Here is a 17751-nt window from a genome sequence, read left to right as displayed (position 1 = left end):
GTACCAAACCCTTGACATGTCCATACCTCACTTCTTAAATCACGCAGTGAACTAAGTCGCCGCCCCCCACCCGAAGCGGAGAAGCCATGCTCCGACGACTCCCCAGACCCGCAGCGGCCCTCGCGACCGCGGCCGTCATCGCCTCGATGTGCACCGTCCTTCAGCCCGGCGAGGCGGCCGCCGCCCCGCCCACCGGCTGGGCCACGGTCGTGAACAGCGGCAGCGGCAAATGCCTGGACGCCCGCTCGGCCGCCACCGTGAACGGCACCGCCGTGCAGCAGTACGCCTGCAACGCCACCACCGCCCAGCAGTGGAGTTTCACGCCGACCAGCGACGGCTACGTCCGGATCGGCAACCGCAACGACGCCCAGCAGGTCGTGGACGTCAGCGACGTCTCCACGGCGGACAACGCGGCCGTGCACCTGTGGACGTACGGCGGTGGGAACAACCAGCAGTGGCAGGCCGTCGACGAGGGCGGCGGCGCGTACCACTTCGTCAACCGCAACGGCGGCAAGTGCCTGGACGTGCCGTCCGCCTCGACGGCCGACAGCGTCCAGCTGGTGCAGTACACGTGCAACGGCACGGCCGCCCAGCGTTTCCAGGTGGCGCCGGTGAGCACCGCGCCCGGGGACGTCGACCTCGGCCCCAACGTCGTGGTCTTCGACCCGTCGATGCCGTCCGCGACCATCCAGAGCCGGCTGAACCAGATCTTCCAGCAGCAGGAGACGAACCAGTTCGGCTCCCAGCGCTACGCGGTCATGTTCAAGCCCGGGACCTACAGCAACGACGTCAACGTCGGCTTCTACACCCAGGTGTTGGGCCTCGGTCAGTCACCCGACTCGGTCACGATCAACGGCGCCGTGCACGTGGAGGCCGACTGGTTCCCGCCGCAGAACGCCACCCAGAACTTCTGGCGCGGCGCCGAGAACCTGTCGGTCAACCCCACGGGCGGCACGGACCGTTGGGCCGTCTCGCAGGCCTCCGGTTACCGGCGTATGCATGTCCGCGGCAACCTGGAGCTCAGCGACGGCGGTTGGTCGAGCGGTGGCTTCATGGCCGACAGCAAGATCGACGGCCAGGTCCGTTCCGGCAGCCAGCAGCAGTGGCTGACCCGCAACTCCCAGCTCGGCAGCTGGACCGGCTCCAACTGGAACATGGTCTTCGTCGGCAGCCAGGGCGTCCCCGGCAACACCTTCCCCAACCCGCCCTACACCACGGTGAACCAGACCCCGACGGTCAGGGAGAAGCCCTTCCTGTACGTCGATTCGGCGGGCGCCTACCGGGTGTTCGTGCCGTCGATGCGCACCAACTCCTCCGCCACCACCTGGGCGAACGGCAACGCGGCCGGCACCTCGCTCGGCATCGACCAGTTCTACGTCGTCAAGCCGGGCGCGACTGCGGCACAGATGAACGCGGCACTGGCCGAGGGCAAGAACCTGCTGGTCACCCCGGGTGTCTACCACCTCAACCAGACCCTGCGCGTGACCCGCCCCGACACGGTCGTCCTCGGGCTCGGCCTCGCCACGTTCATCCCCGACAACGGCATCACCGCCATGACGGTCGCCGACGTCGACGGAGTGAAGCTCGCGGGAGTCCTCTTCGACGCCGGCACCACCAACTCGCAGACCCTCGTGGAACTCGGCCCGTCCGGCGCCGCCACCGACCACTCGGCGAACCCGACCTCGCTGCACGACGTGTACTTCCGCGTCGGCGGAGCGGCCGTGGGCAAGGCCACCACCAGCCTCGTCGTCAACAGCGACGACGTCATCGGCGACCACATGTGGATCTGGCGCGGTGACCACGGCAGCGGCATCGGCTGGAACTCCAACACGGCGGACACCGGACTCGTGGTCAACGGCGACGACGTGACGATGTACGGCCTGTTCGTCGAGCACTACCAGAAGCACCAGACCATCTGGAACGGCAACGGCGGCCGGACGTACTTCTACCAGAACGAGATGCCCTACGACCCGCCCAACCAGGCCGCCTGGATGAACGGCTCCACCCAGGGCTACGCCGCCTACAAGGTCGCGAACTCGGTCACCAGCCACCAGGCCTACGGCCTCGGCAGCTACTGCTACTTCAACGTCAACCCGAGCGTCACCGCGGAGCACGCCTTCGAAGTCCCGAACACCCCGAACGTGCGCTTCCAGAACATGGTGACCGTCTCCCTCGGCGGCACCGGCACCATCCGGCACGTCATCAACGACCGGGGAGGCCCCTCCAACTCCTCGACCAATGTGGCGAACCTGGTGAGCTACCCGTGAGGGGAACGCCGGGTCCGGGCCCTTCGTTCACCCTGCGAGATGCCTGGGTCCCGAGCTCGTAGCGCCCTGATCACCGGTACCGGCATCGCCCTGCTCCTCGGCTGCTCCGGCGGCGGGGGAGCGGGCGGTGAGTCCATGACGGACCGGGGAACGGCACCACCTGCGACCAGCCCGGCTCAGTCCACACCGACCTCGGCACCCCCGACTCCTCCGACATCCCCGACGCCCCGGACGGCCTCGCTCACCATCGAGGCGATCGGCGTCGAGAACCTGCGGGTCGTCCCGTACGAGGGCACGACGAACGACAGGGCCGGTACGAGGATCCAGAACCGCGGCCTCGCCGCCAGCCCCTACGGTGAGCGGGGCGGCGGCGTCGGCCCCGGCGAGATCGGCAACTACCTCGTCACGGCCCACCGCCTGTCCAGCGGTGGCCCCCTGCGCCGGCTCCCGGATCTCGACGAAGGCGACTCGGTCCTGGTGAGCTCGGGCGGAACGGTCTACACGTACGAGATCACCGACACCAGGACGACCTCCTTCCGCTCCGCGCGCTCCCTCGCCGAACAGCGGGCGGCGGTCCCGGGGTTCCCCGGCAGGCGCCCCGCCCAAGCCATGATCACGATTTCGACCTGTCTGACCCTCGAGGACCACGCGGCCGGCAACTACTGGCGCGACGACCACGGCAACCCCGAACACCGCGTCGACAAGATCGGCGTACTGTCGGCCGCGCGTCAGCCCCGGTAACCGCGCAGTTTCCGGTACAGGGTCGCCCGGCCGATACCCAGGGCCGCCGCGGTCCGGGTCTTGTTGCCGCCGTTGAGGCGGAGGGCCTCCAGGATGGCGGCGCGCTCGGCACGTTCCATGGGGGTGAGCGGACGGGGCGCGGGTCCCTCGCGTACGGGGTCGGGGAGTTCGGTACTCCGGACCGGTCCCGTCGAGCGCCGAAGCTCGGCCAGGGCCCGTACCAGATGGGCGAGTTCGGTGACGTTCCCGGGCCACGGGTGCCGCTCCAGTGCGCGCAGGGCGTCCAGGGTCCAGGTGAGCGGGGGCTGTCCGGGTGTCGGTCCCGGGGTCAGGGACGTGAGCAACTCCCGGATGTCGTCAGGGCGTTCACGCAGGGCGGGGACGGTGACCGAGCGTGCCGCCAGCGTGTCCAGCAGCCGTTGCAGGCACGGGCCCGGTGCCGCTCCGGGGGTGTAGGTCATCAGTAGAGGCATGCCGGGATGCGTGTCGAGGAGCGAGTTGAGGGTCGCCGTGTCGGGCTGGGCGAGACGCTCCACGTGGCGGATGAGGAGAGGGCGGCCCTTCACCAACTCTTCCAGCTCGGCACCGAGTTCGCCCTCGGCCGCATCCGCGATCAGCGGGTCGGTGGCCAGTTCCCGGGCGAGCGAGGTCTTCCCGGAGCCGCGCTCGCCGACGATCAGCAGCGGCTCCGGTGACGCGGCCAACTCCACCGCGCGGCCCACCGCGTGCCGCCAGGGCAGCGACCGTCCGGCGAGCCCGACGGTGGTTCGGGAGGGCGCCGACGTGATCGTGTGCCCGACCGGCTCCAGCACCGCCACGGCTCCGATGACCGAGCCCTGGTGGGGGACGAGAGTGACGGTGACGGTCCTTCCCGAACCGTCGGACAGTCGTATGTCGGACAGCCGTGTACGCGTCCGAGTCCCCTCCCGGACCAGTGCGACCACCCTGCGCTCCAGCACCTCCAGTTCCTCCGGCGACAGCAGCCGGCCCGCCGCCTCGCTGACGAACCGGTTGCGACCGTCGAGGGCGAGCACCGCACGCCCCTGCTCTCCGGCGGCCCGCAGATACGCGTCCAGCAGCACGCGTTCCGCCGCCCGTGACCGCGACAGGAGTTCCGCCTCGACGGCGATCGCCGCGGCCTCGGCGACCGGGGCGCCCGGATGCGGACCGCACTCGACGCACAGCGCGCAGGACACGGTCACCGTGCCCAGCAGCCGGCCCGTCTCCGGCTCCCGTACCGGCACGCTGACCCCGGAGACGTCCTGCCACAGGTCGAGGAAGTGCTCGGGGCCGTGCACCTCGGCCCGGCGCCGGGTGTGCAGGGCGAGGGCCGCGCTGTTGTGGCCGACCGCCTGTTCGGAGAGGTCGTGGTGGGGGTGGTCCGGGGCGGCCCCGGTGGCCCAGAGCACCCGCGGGCGGTCGTCGGTGAGGACGAGCGTGGTCCGGCCGGTGTCGAGCGTGGGGGCGATGCGCTCCAGCACGGGCCGGGCCGCCGTCAGCAGAGGCGACTCGGGCGGTGAGACGGCGGGGCCCGATTCCCGTACGTCATGTCGGACCCCGAAGAACCGGGCACGCTTCCACGCGGCGAGCACCTCTTCCGGTACCCCGTCCGGCAGTTGGTGCCCGCGCAGGAACAGCTCGCGGGCCCTGCGCAGCGAGGCGAGGGCGGGGCGGGCGGTGGGGTGCTCTGCGGTGGTCACGGCACGGCTCACCCTACCGGGAACGGTTGAACGCGCAACAATCCCGGCGCTCCCCGACACGCTGTCTCGTATTGAGACACCCGCGTTCCCGCACCCCCGTACATGATCTTGGACAGTCGGTGCCTGTTCTCATTCCCTGGAGCGTCCCCCGTGCACACCGTCGAGCCCGATGTCGTGACCGACGTACTCATCGTCGGCAGTGGTCCCGCGGGCGCCGCCGCCGCGCTCGCCCTGAGCACCTACGGCGTGCCCAACATCGTCGTCACGCGTTACGCGCGCCTCGCGGACACGCCCCGGGCGCACATCACCAACCAGCGCACCATGGAGGTGCTGCGCGACCTCGGGGTCGAGGACGAGGTCGTCGCGAAGGCCACCCCGCAGCACCTGATGGGCAACACGACCTTCTGCACGAGCCTGGCCGGCGAGGAGCTCGGCCGGGTCCGATCCTGGGGCAACGACCCGCTCGTCCAGGCCGCGCACGAGCTGGCCAGCCCCACCCGGATGTGCGACATGCCGCAGCATCTGATGGAGCCGGTGCTCGTCGACGCGGCCGTCGCGCGCGGCACGCAGCTGCGCTTCGGCACCGTCTACAAGTCCTTCGTCCAGGACGACTCCGGGGTCACGGTCACCGTCGAGGACCGGCTGCGCGGCGACGAGTACACCATCCGCGCCAAGTACCTGATCGGCGCCGACGGCGGCCGCTCGCAGGTGGCGCAGGACGCCGGGCTGCCCATGGGCGGCCAGATGGGCGTGGCCGGCAGCATCAACATCGTCTTCGACGCCGACCTGTCGAAGTACACCGCGCACCGCCCGTCCACCCTCTACTGGGTGCTCGCCCCGGGTGCCACCGTCGGCGGCATCGGCGCAGGGCTCGTGCGCTGTGTGCGGCCCTGGAACGAGTGGATGATCGTGTGGGGCTACGACGTGACCGCGGGCGCCCCCGACCTGACCACCGAGTACGCCGAGTCCGTCGTACGCAAGCTCGTCGGCGACGACGACATCCCGGTGACCATCAAGTCGTCCTCCGCCTGGACCGTCAACGAGATGTACGCCGAGACCTACTCCAGCGGCCGGGTCTTCTGCGCGGGCGACGCCACGCACCGCCACCCGCCGTCCAACGGCCTCGGCTCCAACACCTCCATCCAGGACTCCTACAACCTGGCCTGGAAGCTCAAGCTCGTCCTCGACGGAACCGCCTCCCCGAAGCTGCTCGACACCTACACCGCCGAGCGCGCCCCGATCGGCCGGCAGATCGTCACCCGCGCCAACAAGTCCATCGGCGAGACCGCCCCCGTCTTCGAGGCGCTCGACGGGCTCGCCCCGCAGACCCCCGAGCAGCTGTGGGCCAACATCGCCGCCCGCAAGGAGGACACCGAGGCCGCCGAGAAGCAGCGGGCACGGCTGCGCGAGGCCATCGCGTTCAAGACGTACGAGTTCAACGCGCACGGCGTCGACCTCAACCAGCGCTACACCTCCGCCGCGATCGTCCCCGACGGCACCGAGGACCCCGGCTTCGACCGCGACCCCGAACTGCACCACCAGCCCAGCTCCCGCCCCGGCGCCAAACTCCCGCACGCCTGGATCACCTTTGGCACCCGCACGCTCTCCACCCTCGACACCGTCGGCCGGGGCCGCTTCACCCTGGTCACCGGCATCGGCGGCGCCGACTGGGTGAGCGCGGCCGGGGGTCAGGACCTGGAGATCGCCACCGTCGTCATCGGGCCCGGCCAGGAGTACGAGGACCCGTACGGCGACTGGGCGCGGCTGAGCGAGGTCGCGGACGGGGGAGCGCTGCTCGTCCGGCCCGACGGTTATGTGGCCTTCCGGTACCCGACCGCGGCCGCCTCCGCCGAGGACGCCGTACGCCTGCTGACCGAAGCCGTCCGGCGCGTCCTCGGGCACGTCTGATGGGCGCCGAGTTCACCGAGTCCGTCGTCGACAGCTTCGACGGCGCCGCAGACCCCCGGCTGCGCACCCTCCTGGCCGCACTCACCCGGCACCTGCACGCCTTCGTCCGCGAGACAGAGCCGACCATGGCGGAGTGGGAGCGGGCCGTCGACTTCCTGACGGCGACCGGGCAGACCTGCACGGACACCCGCCAGGAGTTCATCCTGCTGTCCGACGTGCTCGGCGTCTCGATGCTGGTGGAGACGCTCAACAGCGACGAGGGCGGCACCGAGAGCACCGTCCTGGGCCCCTTCCACATGACCGAGTCGCCGGTCCGCGCGCTCGGCGCCGACATCGACCTGGTCGGCGGCGGCGAGCCGTGCGTGGTGAGCGGGCGGGTCCTGTCGGCGGACGGCACCCCGCTGCCCGGCGCACTGCTCGACGTGTGGCAGGCGAACGACCAGGGCTACTACGACGTCCAGCAGCCGGAGGTCCAGCCGGCCGGCAACGGCCGCGGGCTGTTCACGGCGGACGACGAGGGCCGGTTCTGGTTCCGCACCTGTGTGCCGAGCCCGTACCCGATCCCCACCGACGGCCCGGTCGGGCGGCTGCTGACGGCGACCGGACGCCATCCCTACCGGCCCGCCCACATCCACTTCATCGCCACCGCCGAGGGACACACGCCGGTCACCACGCACATCTTCGTGGCGGGCAGCGACTACCTCGACTCGGACGCGGTGTTCGCGGTCAAGCGGAGCCTCGTCCAGGACTTCACGGAGACCGACGACCCTTCCCTGGCACGGGAGTTCGGTGTCCCGAACCCGTTCAGGCACGCCCGCTTCGACCTCGTGCTCAACTCGGTGGACGCGTGAAGGAGTTCGTGTACGAGGCTCAGCCCATGCGGGTCGTCCTACGGCCCGGCGCCGCCGTGACCGCGGTGCCGGCGGAGGTCGAACGGCTGGGGCTGCGGCGGGTGTTGGTGGTCAGCGGGCGGCGAGGCGCGGAGGCGGCCCGGATGGTTGCGGACGCGCTCGGCGAAGCCTGCGCGGGGCTGCACGCCGAAGCCCGGATGCATGTGCCCGCCGAGGTCGCAGACCGGGCCGTCGAGGTCGCGCGGGCCGCCGGAGCCGACGGCTGCGTGGTGGTGGGCGGCGGTTCCGCGATCGGTCTGGGCAAGGTGATCGCCCTGCGCACCGGGCTGCCGCTGCTCGCCGTGCCCTCCACGTACTCCGGCTCCGAGATGACCCCCGTCTGGGGCCTGACCGAACACGGCGCCAAACGCACCGGCCGCGACCCACGCGTCCTGCCGCGCACCGTCGTCTACGACCCCGAACTCACCCTCTCCCTGCCCGTACCGCTCTCCGTGACCAGCGGCGTCAACGCGATCGCGCACGCGGCCGAGGCCCTGTACGCGCCGGACGCCTCGCCGCTGGTGTCGCTGATGGCCGAGGAGGGCGTACGGGCCATGGCCGGCGCCCTGCCCGCGCTGACCGCCGCGCCCCGGGACCTGGACGCCCGCGCCCTGGCCCTGCACGGGGCCTGGCTCTGCGGTGCCGCGCTCGGCGCGACCACCATGGGCCTGCACCACAAGCTGTGCCATGTCCTCGGCGGCACCTTCGGCCTGCCGCACGCCGAGACCCACACGGCCGTCCTGCCGTACGCCCTCGCCCACAACGCGCCCGCCGCGCCCGAGGCCATGGCGGCGCTCGGCCGGGCCCTGGGCACGGACGACGTCCCGGGCGCCCTGTGGGACCTCGCGGCGCCACGGTCGCTGGCCCGCCTCGGCCTGGCCGAGGCCGATGTGGCGGAGGCCGCGCGGGCGGCGACCCGGCAGGCCTACCCCAACCCGCGGCAGATCACCGTGGCAGGCGTGACGGACGTGCTGAGAGCGGCGTACGACGGCGACCGGCCGCGCACGGACCCCCGATGAACCAAGACCGAACCGAAAGGTGAACTTCATGCCCTTCGCACTGCTCCGGCGGCGATTCAGGAATGCCTCCGGAGGCGCCGCGGGACCCGCACTCCCGGTCCCGGCCGGCGCGGGTGTCGTCTGCCGCGAGGTCCTCGACCCGGTGAACCAGCCGCTCGGCGGCGCCGACGTGACGGTGACGGAACTGCGCACCCACCAGGTCGCGGCTCGCGGCACCACGGACCCGTACGGGCTGTTCATGGCCGCACTGCCGCCCGGCTCCTACAGCCTCATGATCATGGCGGAGGGCCTGGAACCGCACCGCGAGACCATCGAGAGCGTCGCCGACGCGGGACTGTCGTCCCAGCGGGTGTGGCTCCAGCCGGCCCGCCAGGCCGAACTCCCGGTCCCCGGCACCTGGCTCTTCGACCCGCCGCACACCGCGATCCGCTTCATCGCCAAGCACGTCGGCATGGCCCATGTGCACGGCCGATTCGAACGCTTCGAGGGCGGCATCCAGGTCACCCAGGACATCTCCGACTCCCGGGTCCATGTGCGCATCGACGCGTCGAGCATCACCACCGGCAACAACACCCGGGACGCGCATCTGCGGTCCGCGGACTTCCTCGACGTCGAGCACTTCCCGTACATCGACTTCCGCAGCACCCGCTTCGCCTACCGGGGCGGCAGCAAGTGGTCGCTCCTCGGCACCCTGACCATGCACGGCGTGAGCCGTTCGGTGTCGCTGGACACGAGCTACCTCGGCATGGTCAACGGCGGTTACGGCGAGGAACTGCGGTGCGCGGCCCTCGCCAAGGCGGAGCTGCACCGGGAGGACTACACGCTCAACTGGCGGTCGATGCTGGCCCGAGGTATCGCTGTGGTCGGCCCGACCGTCCAACTGGAGCTGGACGTCCAGGCGATGTACCGGACGCACGACACACCCACCCCGCCTGAGTAGTGCACGCAACGGAGTTGGGAACCGGCACGCCGTATGCACAGGTTTTGACGGCGATGAGGGTTAGAAAGTGTCTGGTCAGTAAAACTTTGGGCGTATGGTCCGATCATGGATGGCCAAAACGATCATCATTCCTCTCCGCGTCTGGCCGACATCGCACAACTCGTGCGCCTGCCCGCCGCGTTGAGCGTGCCCGGCGACATCCTTGCCGGTGCCGTCGCGAGCGGCGGGAGGCCCGGGCCCCGCGTCCTCGGCACGATGGCGTCCTCGGTCGCCCTCTACTGGGCGGGCATGGCGCTCAACGACTACGCCGACGCCACCGTCGACGCGGTGGAGCGGCCCCAACGCCCCGTGCCCTCCGGACGGGTGACCCGCCGCACCGCGCTCGCCACCGCCTGCGGGCTCACCGCCGCCGGACTCGGCCTCGCCGCCCTGACCGGCGGCCGACGCGCACTCGGCGTCGCGCTGCCCCTGACCGCGGCGGTCTGGGCGTACGACCTCGGCCTGAAGTCCACGCCCGCCGGACCCGCCGCCATGGCGGGCGCCCGGGCGCTGAACGTCCTGGCCGGAGCCGAGCCCGGACGCCGCACGGCGGCACTGCCCGCCGCCCTGCTGACCGGCGCGCACATCTACACCGTCACGGCCCTCAGCCGCCACGAGGTCTCCGGCGCCCCCCGCCAGGTGCCCGCCGTCACCCTCGCCGGAAGCACCGCGACCGCCCTGGCCGCGGCGGCACTCCCCGGTGTACGCAAACGAGGCAGGGCCGCCCGGATCGGCGCGGCCGCCGGAGCGCTCGGCTACCTCGTCTCCTACGGCGGCGCCCAGGCACGCGCGGCCCGCGAGCCGTCCGCGGCGAACGTCCGCGACGCCGTCGGCACCGGGATCATGTCCCTGATGCCCCTCCAGGCGGCGCTCACCGCGGGCGGCGGGGGAGCGGGCCTCGCCGGAATCCTGGCCGCGGCACACCCCCTGGCCCGCAGACTCGCCCGGAAGGTGTCACCGACATGACCCCGATACCCGCGGCTCCCGCGGAGCGCCTCCGGTTCGGTTTCGGCACCAACGGCTTCGCCCACCACGGTCTCGACGACGTCCTGACCGTCCTCGCCGACCTGGGCTACGACTCGGTCGGGCTGACCCTCGACCACAGTCACCTCGACCCGTACGCCCCCGACCTGCCCCGCCGGGTCGACCGGCTGGCGGGGCGGCTGGACCGACTCGGCCTGGCCGTCATGGTGGAGACCGGGTCGCCGTACCTCCTGGACCCGTGGCACAAGCATCACCCGACCCTGATGTCCGTCCCCGGCGTCGACCGCCGCGTGGACCTGCTCGGCCGCGCGATTCGCGTCGCGGCCGACCTGGGCGCCCCGGCCGTCCATCTGTGCAGCGGCCCCGCGCCCGAGGGCGTCCCCGAACAAGAGGCCTGGAAACGCCTGGCCGTGGGCTGCGAAGAAGTCCTCGAGATCGCCCGAGAGCACGGGGTGGCCCTGGGGTTCGAGCCCGAGCCCTACATGTTCGTCGACACCGTCGAGCGGGTCCTCGAACTGCGGAGCCGGCTCGGCGATCCGGAGGGGTTCGGCATCACCCTCGACATCGGGCACGCCCACTGCGTCGAGGAGCCGTCCCTGCTCGACTGCGTCGCACTGGCCGCGCCGCACCTGGTGAACGTGCAGATCGAGGACATGCGCCGGGGTGTCCACGAGCACCTCGAATTCGGCGCCGGCGAGATCGACTTCCCGCCCGTCCTGGCCGCGCTGAAGGCCGCCGGCTACCTCGGGCCGGTCTCCGTGGAGATCCAGGGCGCGTCGCTGAACGCCCCCGACATCGCCCGCCGCTCCCTGGAGTTCCTGAAGGCCGCCGAGCCGTTCTGAGGCCGCCGCCCTCCCTCCGTCTGCCCAACTGCACATCCGAACAGGAGACCTGTGCCGTGGACGCCCGCACATCCACTGCCCTCGACCGACAACTCACCCCCGACGCACGGCACTGGCTGACGGACGCCGTCGCCCGCGTCGGACAGGACCCCACCGCCGTACGCGGTGTCTTCCCGGCCGTCGCGCGGCGCTGCGGCCGCCAACCGCTCCTCGACGGCTGGACGGTGCCCGACGCCGCCCGCGCCCGGCTGCTCGAAGCCCTGCCGCTGCGCGGACCGGAGCTCGCCGCGGAGATCGCCGACCTGCACCGGTACGGAGACGCCGCCGAACAGCGGGCGGTACTGCGCTCGCTGGACCTGCTGGAGCAGGCGGACCCCTCCTTCGCCGACCTGGGCCTGCCCCTGGTGCACACCGCGCTGCGCGGCAACGACACCGGCCTGATCGAAGCCGCCCTCGGCCCGTACGCCGCACGCCACCTGGACCCCGACGGCTACCGGCACGCCGTACTGAAGTGCGTCTTCTGCGAGATCCCCCTCGACCGGATGGCCGGCCTGGCCGAGCGCGCCGACCACGAACTGGCCCGCATGCTCGCCGACTTCGCCCACGAGCGGGTCGCCGCCGGCCGCACCGTCCCCGCCGACGTGTGGCCGATCCTGCGCGCCCACCCCGGCACCCTGGAGGCCTCCGGGCTGCCCGCCGAGGCCGACTCATCCGCACCCGACCGCCGAGCCGCCGCCGAACGGGCGCTCGCCGCCTTCAACGGAGCCGCATGATGCGCATCTTCGACCCCCACATCCACATGACCTCCCGCACCACCGACGACTACGAGGCGATGTACGCCGCCGGTGTCCGCGCGGTCGTGGAACCCTCCTTCTGGCTCGGCCAGCCGCGCACCTCGGTGGACAGCTTCATCGACTACTTCGACGCGCTCCTCGGCTGGGAGCCGTACCGTGCCGCACAGTTCGGCATCCAGCACCGCTGCACCATCGCCCTCAACCCCAAGGAGGCCAACGACCGCCGCTGTGCAGGGGTGTTGGACGTCCTGCCGCGCTACCTCGCCAAGGACCGCGTGGTCGCCGTCGGCGAGATCGGCTACGACTCCATGACCCCCGAGGAGGACACGGCACTCGCCCGCCAGCTCCAACTCGCCGTCGAGCACGAGCTGCCCGTACTGGTCCACACCCCGCACCGTGACAAGGCCGTCGGCACCCGCCGCACCCTCGACGTGGTCCGCGAGTCCGGCATCCCGCCCGAGCACGTCCTCGTCGACCACCTCAACGAACTCACCGTGGGCATGGTCGCCGACAGCGGCTGCTGGATGGGCTTCTCCATCTACCCGGACACCAAGCTCACCGAGGACCGCATGGTGCGCATCCTCCAGGAGCACGGCACCGAGCGGATGCTCGTCAACTCGGCCGCCGACTGGGGCCGCAGCGACCCCCTCAAGACCCGAAAGACTGCCGACGCGATGCTCGCCGCCGGCTTCGACGCGGACACCGTCGACCAGGTCATGTGGCGCAACCCCGTCGCCTTCTACGGGCAGAGCGGCCGGCTCGACCTCGAGGACGTCAAGCCCGGCGACACGGACCTCTTCGAGGGCAACTCCGTCAAACGCGGCGGAGAGTGAGACCGCCGTGCGCTTCCGACACCCCGACGGCACCACCGTCCACCTCGCCTACTGCTCCAACGTCCACCAGGCCGAAGACCTCGACGGGGTGGTGGACCAACTCGCCGCCTACGCCGAGCCCGTACGCGAGAGCCTCGACGCCGACCTGCTCGGCATCGGTCTGTGGCTGGCCCGCGACGTCGTCACCGAACTGACCGCCGCCCCGGACGCCGTACGCCGGCTGCGCACCGAACTGGCCGCGCGCGGGCTGGAGACGGTCACCCTCAACGCCTTTCCCTACGGCGGATTCCACCGCGAGGTGGTCAAGAAGGACGTCTACCTGCCCGACTGGGCCGACCCCGCCCGCCTGCGGTACACCGTCGACTGCGCCCGGGTGCTCGCAGGGCTGCTCCCGGACGACGCCCGGCGCGGCAGCGTCTCGACCCTGCCGCTGGCCTGGCGCACCCCGTGGCCGACGGAGGTACGGGAGTCCGCCCGGCGGGCGCTGGACCGACTCACCGTGGAACTCGCCGACCTGGAGCGGGAGACCGGCCGCACGATCCGGGTCGGTTTCGAGCCCGAGCCCGGCTGCGTGGTGGAGAACACCGTCCAGGCGGCCCGGGAGCTCGGGGGAGTGGACCCCGAGCGGCTCGGGATCTGCCTGGACACCTGCCATCTCGCCGTGCAGTTCGAGGAACCCCTCGCGGCACTGCGCCGCCTCGCCGACGCCGGGCTCCCGGTCGTCAAGGTGCAGGCGTCCAGCGCCCTCCAGGCCGACGACCCCGCGGACCCGGCGGCGCGGCGCGCCCTCGCCCGGTTCGCCGAACCCCGGTTCCTGCACCAGACACGCACCGCCCCCGACGGCACCGTCACCGGCGTGGACGACCTTCCCGAGGCGCTGGCGGGCGGCCTGGCCCCCGACTCGCCCTGGCGGGTGCACTTCCACGCACCCCTGCACGCGGACCCCGAGCCGCCGCTGACCACCACGGCGAGCGAACTTACCTCGGCGCTAAGCGCGTTGCTCGGCGGCCCGCGGGCCCTCAGCGACCACATCGAGGTCGAGACCTACACCTGGTCCGTCCTGCCCGAACACCTCCGTCCCCAGGACCGCGAGGGCCTCGTCGCGGGCCTGGCCGCCGAACTGGCCTGGACCCGCGAGCGGTTCCAGGAGCTGGGCCTGACCTCCCTCTCACACAAGGAGTTCGTCTCATGACGCGACTGGTCGTCCTCGACATCGTCGGCCTCACCCCCCGGATGCTCCGCCACATGCCCGCCGTCTCGGCCGTCGCCGAACAGGGCTTCCAGGCCCGCCTCAACACCGTGCTGCCCGCCGTCACCTGCTCCGTGCAGTCCACCCTCCTCACCGGCGCACCGCCCTCCGAGCACGGCATCGTCGGCAACGGCTGGTACTTCCGCGACCTGGGCGAGGTCCTCCTGTGGCGCCAGCACAACGCCCTCGTGGGCGGCGAGAAGCTCTGGCACACCGCCCGTCAGACCCGCCCGGACTACAAGGTCGCCAACGTCTGCTGGTGGTACGCCATGGGCGCCGACGTCGACTTCACCGTCACCCCGCGCCCGATCTACTACTCCGACGGCCGCAAGGAACCCGACTTCTACGCCCGGCCGCCCGCCCTGCACGACGAACTCACCGACCGGCTCGGCCCGTTCCCCCTGTTCACCTACTGGGGCCCCAACGCGGGCATGCCCTCCAGCCAGTGGATCCTCGCCGCCGCCCGCCAGATCTTCGACGAGCACCAGCCCGACCTGACCCTGGTCTACGTACCGCACCTCGACTACGAGCCCCAGCGCTCCGGCCCCGACTCCCCGCAGTCCGCCCGCGAGGCCCGCCGCCTCGACGCCGCACTGGCGCCCCTCCTTGAGCACTTCCGGCGCGAGAACGCGACGGTCGTGATCCTCAGCGAGTACGGCATCGCGCCCGCCTCCCGCCCCGTCGACATCAACCGCGCCCTGCGCCGGGCCGGACTGCTCGAAGTGCACACGCAGGACGGCATGGAGTACCTCGACCCCTGGACCTCCCGCGCCTTCGCCGTCGCCGACCACCAGATCGCCCACGTCTACGTCCGCGACCCCGCCGACACCGACGCCGTCGCGAAGATCGTCCGCGAACTCCCGGGCGTGGACCAGGTGCTGGACGAGGCGGGCAAGGCGGCGCACGGACTGGACCACGAACGCTCGGGCGAACTGGTCGCCGTGGCCGACTCCGACGCCTGGTTCACGTACTACTACTGGCTGGACGACGACCGCGCCCCCGACTTCGCCCGCCAGGTCGAGATCCACCGCAAGCCCGGCTACGACCCAGCCGAACTCCTCTACGACCCCACCGTCCCCGCCGTGAAGGCCCGGGCCATCGGCCAGGTCGCCCGGAAGAAGGCCGGACTGCGCTACCGCATCCAGACCGTCCCCCTGGACCCCTCCGGCGTCCGTGGCAGCCACGGCCGACTGCCGCAGGACCCGCAGGACAGCCCCGTACTGCTGTGCTCGCGCCCCGAGCCGGCCCGCGACGAGATCGACGCGACCGAGGTCAAGAACCTCCTGCTGTCGCTCGCCGACATCACCACCGACTGACCACTGGAGCCACCCCCCCACATGAACAACCCGCCCCCACCCCTGCCCGGTCACCGCCCGCTCCTCGATCCGGCCGCCGAATACGGCCGTTGGACCGAGGAGCGCCCCCTCGCCAGAGTCAGCCTCTGGGGCGACACTCACCCCTGGCTCGTCACCCGGCACGAGGACGCCCGCGCCGTCCTCGGCGACCCACGGTTCAGCTCGCGGAACACCCGACCCGGGTTCCCCGGCCTCCAGCCGACGCCTCCGCCGCCCACCCCCGGCCAGCTCTTCGCCATGGACCCGCCGGACCACACCCGGCTGCGTCGCATGCTCATCCCCGAGTTCACCTTCCGCCGGGTCGAGCAACTGCGGCCCGCCATCCGGAACATCACCGCCGAACTTCTCGACGGCCTCGCCAAACAGGAGCAACCGGCCGACCTCGTCGAGCACTTCACCCTGCCACTGCCGCTGCTGGTCATCTGCGAACTGCTCGGAGTGCCGTACGAGGACCGCGACTTCATCCACCACCACGCCGCCGCCTTCGCCACCGTGACGGCCGGACCGCAGGCCATGCGGGCCGGCTGGGCGGGGCTCTTCGGCTACCTCCAGGAACTGCTCGCCGCCAAGTCGCGCGAACCCGGCGACGACCTGATGAGCAAGCTCGCCACCGAGCGGGTCGCCACCGGAGAGGCGACTTCCGCCGAGGCGGCCGGGCTGCTCGTCCAACTCCTCATCGCCGGACACGAGACCACCGCGAGCATGCTCTCCCTCGGCGTCGTCGCCCTGCTGCGCCACCCCGAGCAGGCGGCGGCACTGCGCACCGACGAGGACCTCGTCCCAGGCGCGGTGGAGGAACTCCTGCGCTATCTGACCGTCGTCCACATCGGGCTGCGCCGTATCGCCACCGAGGACGTCGAGGTCGGCGGCGTCACGATCCGGGCCGGCGAGGGCGTGGTGGTCGCGCTTCAGGCGGCCAACCGGGACCCCGCGGTCTTCGCCGACCCGGACCGGCTCGACCTCACGCGCGACGCCGGCCGGCATCTGGCCTTCGGTCACGGTCTCCACCACTGCCTCGGCCAGTCCCTGGCCCGCGCCGAACTACAGATCGCCCTGCCGATGCTGTTCCGGCGTCTGCCGGGCCTGCGCCTGACCAGCGTCGCCGAGGAGTACGCCTTCGAGGGGCGTGCCATCCACGGGGTGCGGGAGCTGCCCGTGGCCTGGTGACGCACCGAGGGCACCGGCCGCTCGTACGGCCGGTGCCCTGAAGTGCGGTGGTTCGCCGCCTACTTGGGGTCGCGGTCGAACAGCGACTTGGACCAGAACCAGCCGAGTGCGGCCAGTCCGAGGCACCAGGCGAGGGCGAGCCAGCCGTTGTGGCCGATCTCGGTGCCGAGGAGGAGTCCGCGCAGGGTCTCGATGGCGGGGGTGAAGGGCTGGTACTCGGCGATCGGCTGGAACCAGCCCGGCATCGCGTCGACCGGGACGAAGGTGCTGGAGATGAGCGGCAGGAAGATGAGCGGCAGGGCGTTGTTGCTGGCCGCCTCGGCGTTGGGGCTGGACAGGCCCATGCCGACCGCGATCCAGGTGAGCGCCAGGGCGAATCCGGTGAGCAGGCCGAAGGCGGCGAGCCACTCCAGGACGGTGGCGTCGGTGGATCGGAAGCCGATGGCCGCCCCGACGGCGCCGACGAGGACCACGCTGGCCACGCACTGGAGGACGCTGCCGATGACGTGTCCGACGAGGACCGATCCGCGGTGGATGGCCATGGTGCGGAAGCGGGTGATGATGCCCTCGTTTATGTCGGTGGAGACGGAGACGGCGGTGCCGATGGTGGTGGAGCCGATCGTCATCAGCAGGATGCCGGGCACGAGATAGGCGATGTACTCGGATCGGTCCGCGCCGCCGCCTCCGATGCCGGCGCTCATCGCGTCGCCGAAGATGTAGACGAACAGCAACAGCAGCATGACCGGTGTGAGCAGCAGGTTGAGCGTCATGGACGGGTAGCGGCGGGCGTGCAGCAGGTTGCGGCGCAGCATCGTGGACGAGTCGCGTGCGGCGAGGGCGAGAGAGCTCATCGGACGGACTCCTTGGACTGGTCTGCCGGGTGGGTCGGGTCGGTGTCGGCGGTGAGGGCGAAGAAGACGTCGTCGAGGTCGGGGGTGTGGACGGTGAGTTCGTCCGCCTCGACGCCGGCGGCCTCCAACCGGTCGAGGAGGGCGCGTAGTTCGCGCTGGCTGCCGTCGCTGG

At 71.7% G+C, this 17751-nt stretch carries 15 protein-coding genes and 1 pseudogene; 13 read left to right on the top strand and 3 right to left on the bottom strand.

Features of this window, described 5'->3' with window-relative positions:
- Positions 1–86 precede the first annotated feature (86 nt).
- On the top strand, positions 87–2267 hold the full coding sequence (locus ABKA17_RS39565) for a pectate lyase-like domain-containing protein (RefSeq protein ID WP_502994520.1): 2181 nt from the start codon (positions 87–89) through the stop codon (positions 2265–2267).
- Positions 2268–2306: 39 nt separating this feature from the next.
- A complete protein-coding gene (locus ABKA17_RS39560) occupies positions 2307–3008 on the top strand; it encodes a sortase domain-containing protein (protein WP_353697233.1) in 702 nt (233 codons plus the stop codon).
- Here ABKA17_RS39560 and ABKA17_RS39555 read toward each other — a convergent pair.
- A complete protein-coding gene (locus ABKA17_RS39555; RefSeq protein ID WP_353697232.1) occupies positions 2996–4708 on the bottom strand; it encodes a sigma-54-dependent Fis family transcriptional regulator in 1713 nt (570 codons plus the stop codon). The two genes, ABKA17_RS39560 and ABKA17_RS39555, sit on opposite strands and share 13 nt — an antisense overlap.
- 150 nt (positions 4709–4858) lie before the next feature.
- Here ABKA17_RS39555 and ABKA17_RS39550 point away from each other — a divergent pair, with 150 nt between their 5' ends.
- From ABKA17_RS39550 to ABKA17_RS39500, 11 genes are all read left to right on the top strand, one after another.
- Positions 4859–6616, top strand: coding sequence for an FAD-dependent oxidoreductase (locus ABKA17_RS39550; RefSeq protein WP_353697231.1), 1758 nt, complete (start codon positions 4859–4861; stop codon positions 6614–6616).
- Positions 6616–7467 (top strand): intradiol ring-cleavage dioxygenase, encoded by an 852-nt coding sequence (locus ABKA17_RS39545; protein ID WP_353697230.1) that lies wholly within the window; start codon positions 6616–6618, stop codon positions 7465–7467. The genes ABKA17_RS39550 and ABKA17_RS39545 overlap by 1 nt, the downstream gene beginning before the upstream one ends.
- Before the next feature lie 26 nt (positions 7468–7493).
- Positions 7494–8525, top strand: coding sequence for a maleylacetate reductase (locus ABKA17_RS39540; RefSeq protein WP_353697471.1), 1032 nt, complete (start codon positions 7494–7496; stop codon positions 8523–8525).
- 28 nt (positions 8526–8553) lie between these two features.
- Positions 8554–9465 (top strand): YceI family protein, encoded by a 912-nt coding sequence (locus tag ABKA17_RS39535; RefSeq protein ID WP_353697229.1) that lies wholly within the window; start codon positions 8554–8556, stop codon positions 9463–9465.
- 105 nt (positions 9466–9570) lie between these two features.
- Entirely contained in the window at positions 9571–10470 is a 900-nt protein-coding gene (locus tag ABKA17_RS39530; protein WP_353697228.1) for an SCO3242 family prenyltransferase, read from the top strand.
- A complete protein-coding gene (locus ABKA17_RS39525) occupies positions 10467–11330 on the top strand; it encodes a sugar phosphate isomerase/epimerase family protein (RefSeq protein ID WP_353697227.1) in 864 nt (287 codons plus the stop codon). The genes ABKA17_RS39530 and ABKA17_RS39525 overlap by 4 nt, the downstream gene beginning before the upstream one ends.
- A gap of 56 nt (positions 11331–11386) precedes the next feature.
- Entirely contained in the window at positions 11387–12103 is a 717-nt protein-coding gene (locus tag ABKA17_RS39520; RefSeq protein WP_353697226.1) for an EboA domain-containing protein, read from the top strand.
- Positions 12103–12957: a TatD family hydrolase gene (locus tag ABKA17_RS39515; RefSeq protein ID WP_353697470.1), complete on the top strand. Its 855-nt coding sequence runs from the start codon at positions 12103–12105 to the stop codon at positions 12955–12957. The genes ABKA17_RS39520 and ABKA17_RS39515 overlap by 1 nt, the downstream gene beginning before the upstream one ends.
- A 7-nt stretch (positions 12958–12964) precedes the next feature.
- Positions 12965–14149: a metabolite traffic protein EboE gene (gene eboE, locus ABKA17_RS39510; protein WP_353697225.1), complete on the top strand. Its 1185-nt coding sequence runs from the start codon at positions 12965–12967 to the stop codon at positions 14147–14149.
- The gene (locus tag ABKA17_RS39505; RefSeq protein ID WP_353697224.1) at positions 14146–15522 is read left to right on the top strand and encodes an alkaline phosphatase family protein; all 1377 of its coding nucleotides are present in this window, start codon (positions 14146–14148) and stop codon (positions 15520–15522) included. The genes eboE and ABKA17_RS39505 overlap by 4 nt, the downstream gene beginning before the upstream one ends.
- A 21-nt stretch (positions 15523–15543) precedes the next feature.
- Positions 15544–16728, top strand: a complete 1185-nt coding sequence (locus ABKA17_RS39500; RefSeq protein WP_353697223.1) for a cytochrome P450 — start codon at positions 15544–15546, stop codon at positions 16726–16728.
- A gap of 59 nt (positions 16729–16787) precedes the next feature.
- On the opposite strand, the gene ABKA17_RS39495 is transcribed toward ABKA17_RS39500, so the two are convergent.
- Together ABKA17_RS39495 and ABKA17_RS39490 are read right to left on the bottom strand one after the other, a co-directional pair.
- Complete coding sequence (locus ABKA17_RS39495) at positions 16788–17579, bottom strand: ABC transporter permease (protein ID WP_353697222.1); 792 nt, start codon at positions 17577–17579, stop codon at positions 16788–16790.
- A pseudogene (locus ABKA17_RS39490) lies at positions 17576–17751 on the bottom strand (ABC transporter); the annotation flags it as partial. The pseudogene ABKA17_RS39490 and the gene ABKA17_RS39495, both read right to left, overlap by 4 nt.

Origin of the sequence: Streptomyces sp. RG80 (genome assembly GCF_040446465.1) — a bacterium.
Taxonomy (GTDB): Bacteria; Actinomycetota; Actinomycetes; order Streptomycetales; family Streptomycetaceae; genus Streptomyces.
This window is presented reverse-complemented; position numbering and strand designations above follow the sequence as displayed.